Below are 12284 nucleotides of genomic sequence, written 5' to 3'. Positions count from 1 at the left end.
TTGAAACAGTAGACGAGATAAGAACTGCAGTAAAAAGCTTCACTGAAGAAATAAGCAAAACTCCGATGACAATTATTGATCGGCTTTGTATTAAATTATGATGCCTTCTTTATTGCCGTCTATATAGTGTCTTCAAACGAGTGAGTATTGTGTTTCTTAGTGTATTTTCTACAACTAGAAATGAAGGGTGGACTCCATAATCTCCAAGAGCTGCGGAATCGAACCATTTGGTATATACAATCTCTGTTCCGCCAATTCCATGCAAGATAGCTGTCTGACCTAGACTCCAGTTTTGGTCAGGAAATATTACCCACTAACAATGGAGGTTATTTTTCCGATATTAAATAATACGAAACTATTTGGCTAATTTTCGGAGAATTAGTCGGACCTGTGAGGTGGATACAACATGAAGAAGATGCAGCGTCTACAGGATGTGTTTGCGGCATATGAAGAAAGATTAGCCGAGTTGCTCGCCAAGTTGGCCGGACACGAGAATAGCGGATTCCACAAGCGATTAGAGTGCATGGAAGAAATGCTCGAACAGTTGACCAAACAAGCCATTTTATATATGCCGGCCGATCGTCAACAGATTGTTTTGCTGCACCAAGCCATGAAGCATTGGGATAAACAGGCTTACGATCTTTCTTTGAAGGCGCAAGAACTCGCGGTTTCCTTTGCAAGCCAGCTCCATTTTTCGGTTAGCGACATCTATGATATCGCCCAAGCTTGCCTGCTTGCGGGATATGACCTCGATCTTCTGCAGGAGACCTTCCCCAATCGGCCGTTTGTGGAGATCGTCGAGGGCTATCGGGCGATCATGGCGGAGAACGAACGGGATCCGGTAGGAAGTAGTTCCTACCGCTTCGGTTCGCAGGTTCTCGTGCTTGTGTTTCAGTGCTTAAAGGGGAATGACAGAGCCGGAACTTCGAACGTAGTGAACAGGGTGGATCACGATTTATACGAACGATTTAGGATTTTTATGGCCGGACGCCATAAGGATTATACCGATATGGTGGTATCCAAACTTTCATTCGCAGAGGAGAGAAGTGTAGAGACGCCGGCGGGAATCACGAAGATGATTGAAACGATCCTGCTAACGCGGCGGGAAAAGGAAGTTCTAAAGCTGGTCGTCAAAGGCTGCAGCAATCGGGAGATTGCCAAAATGCTGTTCATTAGCGACCATACGGTGAAGAACCACCTGACGAATATTTTCCAGAAGATTGGCGTCCACGACCGTACCCAAGCGATGGCCAAAGTTTATCAAATGAATGAAGGTTATGGATGTTAATTCCTTATTCCTGCAACCCTTACGCTGAACGCTAAGGGTTTTTTTGTATATTCGTGAATCGGACGGAATGAAAATCAATAGGAGATCATTCCTATTTGGCGCTCCATGATTCGACAAAATATAAGAACAATCGACAATATTCTTATTCCCTAGGTTCCAACATAATAAAAGAGAAAATTAAATTTTTCTTAAATTTGCTACCAGGGGGGCTGCAAGATGAAATGGTTTTTGAATCGAAAGCTCAGCACGAAATTGATTGCCTTACTGTCCATTCCGATTCTCGCATTGGCCATTACGGCGGTTTCGTCCACGCAAAAACTGGACAAGGTATCGGAGAGTTTAATTGAAGCGTTATATTCGGAGGCTTACTCGAATTCCGGGGGCATGCTGAATGCGGACCGGGACATGTATCAAGCTTATGTCGGATTCAGGCTGCTTCTAACGACAGACGCTCAGGATGAACAATTCCAAGGCTATCAAGACGAGTACGATGAGAACATCGTACAAGTGAAAGATAGAATCCTTAAAGTAAAAGAGAATTTCAATGCGCATATAGAGGAATATGCCGATCTGGTTCATCCCGAATCCCGAAGAACGGCATTCGAGAACTTCGATATTTTCACCAAGGAGTTCGACCAATGGGTGTCAGCTTCAACGGCGATTATCGATTCCATTCAAGCGGTGCCTGTCGGCCAAAGAAATGATTTCATGGAACGGGCGAATGCCGCCGACGGAAACTTCCAGACGGCCCGCGATCAATTGGATCAAGTGCAGGCGATTATCGACATCGATGCGGAGAATGAGATTAAAGCGGAAAGAAAGCAAGCGGATCGGCTGAAAATAGATGTCGTCTCCATGGTGGGCGGTGCTTTGATTCTCGTCATTCTGATCGGGTGGATACTGATCCGGGACATAACGGTTTCCGTCAAGAGAGTGGCCGTCCTGGCAAACCAAGTGGCGGATGGGGACCTTAAGGTGGAGCCCCTGGAGATCAAGTCGAAGGATGAGATCGGCCAATTGACGCAATCCGTCAATACGATGGTAGACAACCTGAGAGCTCTGATCACAAGCGTGCTGGCTTCGATTCAGAATGTCTCGGCTTCAGCGCAGCAAATATCCGCCAGCACGGAGGAAATCGCCAGCGGCAGCTCCAGCCAATCCCATGCGGCGCAAACGATGAACGAACTGATCCGTGAATTCACGGATTCCATAGACGCCGTTGCGAAGAATGCGGAATATGCCGCCCAGCTGTCGGGCCAAACGAAGCAGGGCGCGGAAGAAGGAGGACATACGGTATCGTCGTCGATCCAGGGTATGAATCACTTGAGCCGACAAATGTCGCTGCTGCAGGACGATTCGAATAAGATCGGCGACATCATCGAAGTCATTGACGATATCGCGGAGCAGACGAACCTGCTCGCCCTGAATGCCGCCATTGAAGCCGCGCGCGCAGGCGAGCAAGGCCGGGGTTTTGCGGTCGTTGCGGATGAAGTGCGCAAGCTGGCGGAAAGAAGCGGCGAAGCGACCAAGCAAATCGCCTCGATCATTAAAGGCATGCAGCACAACACCCAGCAAAGCGTGAAGGCGGTTACGGATGCCGTAAGCTTGTCCGAGAAAACGGAAACTGCGTTCGGGGATATCATTCGGAAGGTGAATGAAGCGGCGAAACAAGTGACGGAAATTGCCGCGGCCAGCGAGCAGCAAGCCGCCCAATCCGGGGAAGTGATGAACGCCATCGAATCCATCGCCGCAGCAAGCGAAGAATCCACCGCCGCAGCCGAAGAGACGGCTTCCTCGGCGCAATCGTTGGCCGAGCTGGCAGAAGAGTTGAATGCCTCGGTTTCCAAATTCAAGATTTAATGCAACCGCCCAGGAGGAGGCCACCCATGTTCAATTGGCTAAACAACTCGTTAAAGAGAAAATTGTTTGCGATTTTCATCTTGGTCTCCATGATCCCGGTGGCCATAAGCTCCTATATTCAATATAACAATTCCCGGTCGACTCTCGATCGAGTGTTGGTGGATGATTTGGAGCGGGTAGTGGGGTTGTCCCAATACTACTTCGCGCAGAAAGAAAATGATGCATTGACGATTGCCAATATTTACGTCCAGGATGCCGAGCTGGTAGACGCTTTCCGCCGCAAAGACCGTGTTGCGTTGGATGTCATGATCGCTCCTTTATTTCAGACGCTGAAGCAAGAAGCGGGGATTACCGTTTTCGAATTCGGCGACGAGAATGGAGTCGTATTCACGCGCGGCCACCAGCCCGGAAAATACGGGGATGACAAGAGCGGAAACGAGTCGGTCAAGACCGCCATATCCGGGAAGCCGATCAAAGGAATCGAGTTCGGAGAAAGCGGCATGGCGGTTCGGGCCATTGTCCCGATTAATGCCGATGGCAAGGTGATCGGCACTTTGCAGACGGGATTCGGCTTTAACGACGCATTCTTGAAAGAAATCGAACAAGCGGCAGGCGGCAAAGTATCCGTCTATAAAGACAGTACGTTAATCAACACTTCAGAGGACGATAAAAGCGGAATCGGCAAAACGCTGGAGGACTTGACGATATTCGAGAAGGTGTCGAAGAACGAGCTTGTCAACCAGCAGCCGGACAGCAGCCATATCGAAGTGTTCTATCCGATGTTTAACCCATCGGGAAGCAATGTTCAAGGGATGGTGAAAATCAACAAAGATTTGTCAGCGATTCTAGCGATGCAAAAACAAGCACTGTCCGTTTCTTCCATTATTCTGATTGCCACCATGGCGGCAGCCATTGCCTCGGCTTCGATCATAAGCCGGCATGTCACCAACCCGATCAAGGAGCTCACCGAATTTGCCGGTCTCCTCTCGCAAGGAGATTTTACGAGAAATCTGAATGTGAAATCGCAGGATGAAATCGGCCGGCTCGTGGACTCCCTGAACCGGATGGTCATCGAATTGCGCGAAATGATTCGCCGAACGATCGACTCCGCCCATAGCGTAGCCGCAGCCGCGCAGCAAATTTCGGCCAGTACGGAAGAGATCGCGAGCGGCAGCTCGACCCAATCCCAATCGGCCCAGTCAATGAATGAACTCATAAAGGAACTGACGGTATCGATCGATTCCATTGCCCATAGTGCCGGGACCGCGGCTCGGCTGTCCAACGAAACGCAGCAAGAGGCGCAAGACGGCGGCAAAGTGGTGAATGCGTCCATCGACGGCATGAAGAAATTAAGCGGAATGACGGAGGTTCTTCAAGTCGAATCGCAAAAAATCGGCGAAATCATCGAAGTGATCGACGATATCGCGGAGCAAACGAATTTGCTGGCCTTGAACGCGGCAATCGAGGCAGCAAGAGCGGGCGAGCAAGGCCGGGGATTCGCCGTCGTGGCCGACGAGGTTCGCAAACTGGCGGAACGCAGCGGCGAGGCGACCAAACAAATTTCCAACATCATCAAGGGGATGCAAGAAAACACCTATCAAAGCGCGCAAGCCGTATCCGAAGCAGTATCCGTATCGCTGGAAACGGGGAAAGCTTTTGAATCGATTTTGAACAAGGTCAAGGAGACCGCCGATCAAGTCACGGAAATTGCGGCAGCCAGTGAAGAACAAGCGGCGCAATCGGGAGAAGTGCTTCGTTCCGTGGAGACCATCGCGGAAGCAAGCGAACAAGCGGCGGCGGCTGCCGAGGAAACCGCTCATTCGACCCAAAGCTTGGCGCAATTGGCGGAAGACCTGAACGGCTCGGTCATGAAATTTAAAATCGGCTAGGGAGTGAGCGCAGATGGGCTCCAATCAAGGACAATTCATTGAGGTGGGCATCGCCAAAGAAAGGTATGCCATCAAAATTTACGATATCCATGAAATTATCAAAATGCAGGATATTACAGCCATCCCGAACAGCAAGCCGCATATTAAAGGGGTCATCAACCTGCGGGGCAAAATCGTGCCGATCATCAGCTTGCGGAATCGGTTCGGCATGGAAGAGGATCCGTATTCCAGAACCACGCGGATTGTCGTCGTCAATCATGGTGAAGAAATCGTCGGGATCGTGGTCGATCGGGTCAACCAAGTCATTACCTTCAGCGACATTCAGTCTCCTCCGGAAAGAGTGGGAGGAGTGGACGGATCTTATTTTTCCGGTATCGGCCATTCGAATGGAGGCTTAGTCAGTCTCTTGAAGCTGGATCAAGTCCTGTATGAGTAGAATGGAGGGGACGTAAGTGAGCTCGTACGATGCCTCGCAGTTCATGGCCGTGTTTTTGGAAGAGGTAGAAGAGCAGCTGCAAATCATGGAGCAGGAAATCATGAGGTTGGAGCGGGACGGGTCGTCGGAAGAAGCAGTTCAAAGCTTGTTTCGGACGGCTCATACGCTGAAGGGCTCTTCTGCGGCCATGGGCTTTGATCAAATGAAGGACTTGACCCACGAAATGGAACACATCCTGGATCAAGTCCGCAACAAGCAGCTTTCCATCACGAATGAAATGGTTAATTTGTTGTTTAAATGCTTGGATCATTTGGGTGTATTGAAAGACGAGATCGTGACGGGCCGCAGCCAATCGCCCGATATCCCAGCGCTGGTGGAGGAGCTGCACCGGTTCACATCGTCCGCGGCCTCGCTGCCCATTGCGCTTCCGGCTGGGCCGCAGGCGCGGACGGCTTCGGAAGCGGTCGACTTCGCTTCTTTGAGCTACGACCACCAGCTGAGAATTCAAGAGCATATCGATCATGGCTTGAGCATTGCGGCGGTCACGGTGGAGATTTCCCCCGACTGTATCATGAAGCTGGCGAGAGCGCATATCATCTCGAATCAATTGAGCTCCATGGGTATCGTGGTCCACACCTTGCCTCCGCTCGAATCGCTGGATGAAGATGCGGACATCAGCAAGATCCTGTATATCGTGGCCACCGAAGATGCCGGCGTTAACTTCGAGCAGGCTCTGTCCGGGATGATGGACATTGCAGGCGTCGAGGCTTGTCCGCTGCTGCTGTCAGCGGCATCTCCTTCCGCGAATCCGAGGCCGGGCGAGAACCGGCAGCCGGAGGAGGCGAAGCGCAAAGCGCAAACCGTAAGGGTAGACGTGGAGCGGTTGGAGCAGCTGATGAATCTGGTCGGGGAGCTGGTCATCGACCAGACGCAAATCTCCAGAATCGGAAACGTGCTGGGCCATCGCTACGCTTCCGACGATGCGGTCGATGATCTGGAGCAAGTATCCGACCATATTTCCCGCGTCATCGGGGAACTGCAGGATAGCGTGATGAAAGCGCGCATGCTGCCGATCGAACAGCTTTTCAACCGGTTTCCCCGCATGGTGCGCGATTTGTCCCAGTCGCTGGGCAAAGATATCGACCTTGCGATCGAAGGGCACGAAACGGAGCTTGACCGGACGGTGATCGAGGAGATCGGCGATCCGCTGATCCACTTGATCCGCAACGCGATCGACCATGGAATCGAAAGCGGAGACGCGAGGCGCCATGCCGGCAAACCGTCAAAAGGGATGCTTCGGATCACCGCGGCCCACGAAGAGAATCAAGTGGTCATAACGGTCGAGGACGACGGAGCGGGGATCGATCCGGACAAAATGAAAAGCGCTGCCGTACGCAAAGGAATCATCACGGCAGAAGAGGCGCAGGGGTTATCGGAGAAGGAATCGATCCACCTGATCTTCCGCCCCGGATTTTCCACGGCCGCAACGCTCAGCGATGTGTCCGGGCGGGGCGTCGGCATGGACATCGTGAAGAGCCACATTGAGAAGCTGAACGGGATCATCGATATCGATATGACGCTGGGGCAAGGGACCCGATTCAAAATCAAGCTGCCGTTGACCCTTGCCATCATTACCGGCTTGAGGGTGGAGCTGAACAAGCGAACGTTTATCATTCCCATGAGCAGCGTGGTGGAAATCGTACGCATCCCTCCGGAAGAGATCCAGACGATCAAGAGCGACCCGGTTGTCGTGATCAGGGGCGAGGTGCTTCCGTTAATCTGGCTCCATGATTATTTGCAAATTCCAAGAACGGAAGCCGGCAGGAAGCACTTGCCCGTCGTCGTCGTAGGAGCGGGCGAAAAAAGAATCGCGATCGTGGTGGACGAGCTGAACGGCAACCAAGAGGTGGTCGTCAAATCCCTCGGCTCTTATGTCGGCAAAATCAGCGGCATCTCCGGGGCGACCATACTCGGGGACGGCAGAGTCGGCCTCATATTCGAAGTGGCCGGAATCGCCAAAATGATGAAGGCCGCACATTCCGGATAACGTCGGAGGGGCTTTATGACCCAGCAGGATCAGGACTACTATCGATTTACTCAGCTGCTGAAGAAAAAGTCGGGCATCGATTTGATCTTATACAAAGAAAACCAGATGATTCGCCGACTTACCAACTTTAGAGAGAAAATAGGCTTCCGCACCTTCGTCGATTTTTTTCATGCCATGGACAAGGATCGGACGGTTTACGATGAATTCCTGGATCATATGACGATTAACGTTTCGGAATTTTACCGCAATCCGAACCGCTGGGAATACCTCCAAAATCGGGTCATCCCGGAACTGCTCACCCGCGCGAATCGGATCAAATGCTGGAGCGCGGCCTGTTCCACCGGCGAGGAGCCTTACACGCTGTCCATGATTCTCTCCGGCTTCTTGCCGGTCAGAGACATCCAGGTGCTGGCCACCGATATCGACCAAACCGCCATGGACAAAGCGAAAGAAGGCAAGTATCGTCCATCCTCCGTCAAGGATGTCCCCAAAGCTTTATTAGCGAAGCATTTTTCCATGAAGGAGAACCTTTACCGGATATCGGAAGACCTGAAGAAATGCGTGCGATTCAAAAAGCAGAATTTGCTGGCGGATCCGTTCGAGCAAGGCTTCGACCTCATCGTTTGCCGCAACGTACTGATCTATTTTACCGAAGAAGCCAAAGAAGATTTGTTCCGCAAGTTCGGTCAAGCTTTAAGAAAAGGCGGCTATTTGTTTGTCGGGGGAACCGAACAAATCATCAACCCGGGACAATTTCAATTGGAGCCCGTCAGCACGTTTTTCTACCGCAAAATATAATGGAGGTGCCCCATGCTAAGAGTGCTGGTCGCCGATGATTCCGTCTTTATGAGAAAGCTCCTGATCCAGCTCATCGATGAAGAGCCCTCCATGAAAGTGATCGGCACGGCGAAAAACGGTTTGGAAGCCGTGGATCTGGTGAAAGGGCTTAAGCCGGATGTCGTGACCATGGATGTTGAAATGCCCCGGATGAACGGGTTGCAGGCGCTGGAAAAAATCATGACGGAATGTCCCGTTCCGGTCGTGATGGTCAGTTCGTTGACCCATGAAGGGGCCAAAGAAACCATTCAGGCATTAAGGCTGGGAGCCGTCGATTTTATCGCGAAGCCGTCGGGATCGTTATCGGCGGACATGCATCTGGTGAAAGACGATTTGATCGCCAAAATCAAAGCCGCCTCGGTTTCGTCGCTTAAAAAGCTCACCCCGCTGAGAGGCAGCAGGGTGAGCGGGTTTGCGGGCGCGGAACGGGCACCGGCACTCAAATCCGAGAGCAGGAAAAGTTTCGATCAGATTTTTGCGATCGGGACATCCACCGGAGGCCCCCGGGCGCTGGAAAGCGTGCTTACCGGATTGCCCGGCGATTTTCCATACCCGGTTCTCGTCGTGCAGCATATGCCCCCCAAATTTACGCTTTCGTTAGCCCAGCGGTTAAACGGCTTGGTCAGCTTGAACGTCGTAGAGGCAGAACAACATCAGCTCATTGCGGGCGAGACGGTGTATATAGCTCCGGGGGGCTTCCATATGGAAGTTTCACAGGAACGCGGGGTATATCGGATTTCCTTGAACGAAGAGCCGCCGCGCGGTCGTCATCGGCCTTCCGTGGACGTCCTGTTCGAGTCTGTCGCCAGGTTGTCCCGGTTAAGGAGGCACCTGGTTATCATGACCGGGATGGGAGGCGACGGGGCCAAAGGCATGCTGGAAGCCAAACAATTAGGCGCATCCTCGACCATCGCGGAATCGGAGGAGACCTCTTTAATCTTCGGCATGCCGAGGGTGGCCATCGAGCTCGGATGCGTGGATCATGTCGTTCCGCTGCATAAGATCGCGGACAAGATGGTTTCGGTTGCGTCTTTGCCGGGATAAGCCCGCAACGGGACCGATAACACAAAATTTCGACGATCGGGATGTCGGTTCGACAAGTTTATTTTTGAGAATCAAGAATAAACATAGATGCATCATGTCCCAAGAATATTTTACTTCCATTATAAAAAGTTTTGGATTGAATATCCCTGTACCCTATTTTAGTCATAATGTCAGTTAGCTTTACTTGATTAAATCCGTTATGAACGATATCTGAAACGATTTTTTCATTTTTATTAAAATCTACGATTAGTAAATGTCCTCCTTCATTCAGAACATCGAATAACCTTGATAAAACGAATTCAACATCAGGAATATGAAGTAGAACCTGAGCCATAAAAATATAGTCAGCATGTAAATCCGATAGAGCTTCCTTTTCAAAATCAAAGCATAAAGTAACTGCATTCTGAATATTAAAATCAGATATTTTTTGCTTTATTTGATTAATCATGTTTTGTGATGTATCCAGAAACAGCATAGAATTAAAATCGTTTAACAAGTTCATTCCGACAAGACCGGTTCCACACCCAAAATCAATAGCATTCTTACTATTAGCGTCAACTAAATATTCACGAATGGCATCTGATGATACCTTTGCAATTTGAATTCTTTCGGAAGTGTCATAACTATTAGCTATCATTTCAAACTTATCCGTATTTCCCATTCGTATTTCTCCAATCTGCAGCCTTAGCTCGGTATTCGACCGGACTAAGGCTGTTTCATTATTTCTGAGCAGTTCAATCCAGAAGCGTGCTTATGCGAATGCTCTCAATCTTTGCATCTTTTATGTGAAATGTCATTACATCCACATAATTTACCGGTGTATATCGGAAATTATCCTCTTCGATGGTCGCTCCATCTCCCATCAGATTTCCTTCAGGATACGCTTTTTTAAGCTCTTCCACACTGTCACCGACTTTGATATTTCGGATTGTGGAATATTTAGGATCGGTAATTTCAATCTCGGTTACATGGAAATTACTTCCTTCACCCGTGTTGAATGTTTCTATTTCAAGCCCCAGAAATTTGTATTGTTTCTTCGTGCGGCCAAGGAATTGATCCATGTTTAACCCATCGTCTTTGGAATAGGTGTGGGATTTTTTCTCTTCCGCCTTTCCCAACATACTTTCAAGCTTTTCATCGTCAACAATGTCAGAAATGGCAATTGTATTGTCTTTATGGACAAAAGAAAGCTCTTTTAGAATCACATTCCCGTTCTTTTGAATAGTGCCCTCCTTGATCACCCCGGAATCAGTGCTATTGCCCTCTGAATTACTGTCCGATGAGTCGATTGGAGCCGCCGACGAATCCGCCCGGTTTTCCTGACATCCCGCCAACAGTGTCGTAAGAAGTACCGCGAGCGACACCAGAGCTGCTGATTTTTTTAATGCTTTCATAATCATTTCCCTCCAAAAATTAATTTGTTTAACCTTATGAGGTCATTATATGAAAACAATTTATTAGTGTAATAACAAACTTGTATCAATCTTGTAACTTCATGATAAGGGAAGAATGATAGAAACGGTGGTTCCCACATCTATTTTGCTTTCAATTGCCAAGTATCCGTTAAATTTCTCGACGATTTCTTTGCACATGGAAAGTCCCAGTCCTGAACCCTTGGCAACGTTTGAATTCTTCGCCCTATAAAATCTTTCCTGAACCAGAGCAATCTCATCCTCATTGATTCCGATACCCTGATCACTTATTTGAATGACCGCTTCCTTCTGTCTGATAAACATTTCGATTCTAATCCGCGTGTCGGCATTGGAATACTTTATGGCGTTATCTAAAATATTCGCAATGGCGTGTGTCATCAATATTTGATTTATATATACAAAAGCCTTTTTTCCCGGCTTTACTTCCAGCGTTATTCCTTTGTTCTCAGCTTTTGATCGCAGCTCTGCAACCACACGATCGGTTAACTCAGATAAATCTGTCTTTTCCTTGCCTATTTCTTCTGGACCTGCCTTGTCAAACCGAGATAACATTAACAACTCATTGATGAGCAGGGTAAGCCTGTCCGATTCATTTACAAGATGAAAATAGATCTTTTGTAAATCCTTGTCCTCATTTTCTCCCTCATATAAATATTGGGAAAATCCCCGAATGGCGGCGAGCGGTGTTTTCAGTTCATGAGAAACATTGGAGACAAACTGCTTCTGATGTTGAATATAGTCGTTCAATTGAATACCCATCTGGTTTAATCCTGCCGCAAGCATCCCCAGCTCATCTTTCCTGTTCAATTGGACCTGCTGGAACTGCTGTTTAGAGAATTTCTCTGTAGCACCAAGCAGATATTTGATCGGTTTTGTCGTATTGCGGGCAATGAATAAGCTTACAAGCGTGATCAGAACAAGAAATCCTACTGCGCCAGCAAATAAAATATAACGGATTTGATCCATGATAACGTAAAAGTATGAAAGGTCTTCCACAAACTCGAACACATAAATATTTTGATAATACTTATCTTGAATGGGTACTGCAAAATACAGCAATTTATTATCGGTGACCGTGTAAGCATAATTCCCCTTGAGGGCATTTTCAATATTCCCCTTAAAAATCAAAGGAGTCCCGTCATTAATGATAATTCCATTCACCGCCAATCCCAATAGCTTCTGATTGCTATCGTAGATCCGCACTTCCTTGCCTGATGCTTTCAACCTCTCCAAAGCGCTTCTCGGCACATCTGAGACTTGCCCCTCACCTGTTGATCTGTCATTCTTTGCGAGGATTTCTCTAAAGGACAGCTCATACAAGTCGGCCTGTTCCATCATTTTCTTTTCTATGGTCACAAAACTAAAGTAGTCGATAGCTTTATTCACGGAAATAATAATAACGGCAAAGGATAATACAGAGAAAAATAAATAATTCAACAAAAGCCGGGTT

9 protein-coding genes and 1 pseudogene are annotated in these 12284 nt (G+C 48.8%); 7 read left to right on the top strand and 3 right to left on the bottom strand.

Annotated elements, in window-relative coordinates:
• Positions 1 to 1093: 1093 nt before the first annotated feature.
• The 7 genes and pseudogenes from E2980_RS25015 to E2980_RS14035 form a co-directional block, all read left to right on the top strand.
• A pseudogene (locus E2980_RS25015) lies at positions 1094 to 1288 on the top strand (response regulator transcription factor); the annotation flags it as partial.
• 216 nt (positions 1289 to 1504) lie between these two features.
• Positions 1505 to 3148, top strand: a complete 1644-nt coding sequence (locus tag E2980_RS14060; protein ID WP_135152810.1) for a methyl-accepting chemotaxis protein — start codon at positions 1505 to 1507, stop codon at positions 3146 to 3148.
• A 26-nt stretch (positions 3149 to 3174) separates the two neighbouring features.
• Entirely contained in the window at positions 3175 to 5037 is a 1863-nt protein-coding gene (locus tag E2980_RS24470; RefSeq protein ID WP_205699974.1) for a methyl-accepting chemotaxis protein, read from the top strand.
• Positions 5038 to 5050: 13 nt separating this feature from the next.
• The gene (locus E2980_RS14050; protein ID WP_135152809.1) at positions 5051 to 5473 is read left to right on the top strand and encodes a chemotaxis protein CheW; all 423 of its coding nucleotides are present in this window, start codon (positions 5051 to 5053) and stop codon (positions 5471 to 5473) included.
• A gap of 16 nt (positions 5474 to 5489) precedes the next feature.
• Entirely contained in the window at positions 5490 to 7520 is a 2031-nt protein-coding gene (locus E2980_RS14045; protein WP_240703028.1) for a chemotaxis protein CheA, read from the top strand.
• A gap of 15 nt (positions 7521 to 7535) precedes the next feature.
• Entirely contained in the window at positions 7536 to 8318 is a 783-nt protein-coding gene (locus E2980_RS14040; protein WP_135152808.1) for a CheR family methyltransferase, read from the top strand.
• A gap of 12 nt (positions 8319 to 8330) precedes the next feature.
• The gene (locus E2980_RS14035; protein WP_135152807.1) at positions 8331 to 9401 is read left to right on the top strand and encodes a protein-glutamate methylesterase/protein-glutamine glutaminase; all 1071 of its coding nucleotides are present in this window, start codon (positions 8331 to 8333) and stop codon (positions 9399 to 9401) included.
• Positions 9402 to 9459: 58 nt separating this feature from the next.
• Here the strand turns inward: E2980_RS14035 and E2980_RS14030 are convergent, their stop codons facing one another.
• The 3 genes from E2980_RS14030 to E2980_RS14020 form a co-directional block, all read right to left on the bottom strand.
• Complete coding sequence (locus E2980_RS14030; protein ID WP_135152806.1) at positions 9460 to 10062, bottom strand: class I SAM-dependent methyltransferase; 603 nt, start codon at positions 10060 to 10062, stop codon at positions 9460 to 9462.
• A gap of 73 nt (positions 10063 to 10135) precedes the next feature.
• On the bottom strand, positions 10136 to 10795 hold the full coding sequence (locus E2980_RS14025; protein WP_135152805.1) for a hypothetical protein: 660 nt from the start codon (positions 10793 to 10795) through the stop codon (positions 10136 to 10138).
• Between the two features lie 99 nt (positions 10796 to 10894).
• Positions 10895 to 12274 carry a sensor histidine kinase gene (locus tag E2980_RS14020; RefSeq protein WP_240703027.1) on the bottom strand — a complete coding sequence of 460 codons (1380 nt, stop codon included), beginning with the start codon at positions 12272 to 12274 and terminating at the stop codon, positions 10895 to 10897.
• Between the last annotated feature and the right edge of the window lie 10 nt (positions 12275 to 12284).

Source organism: Cohnella luojiensis, from assembly GCF_004564235.1.
In the GTDB taxonomy this organism is placed as follows: Bacteria; Bacillota; Bacilli; order Paenibacillales; family Paenibacillaceae; genus Cohnella; species Cohnella luojiensis.
The sequence above is the reverse complement of the archived record's forward strand: the minus strand, read 5'-3'. Positions and strand labels throughout refer to the sequence as shown.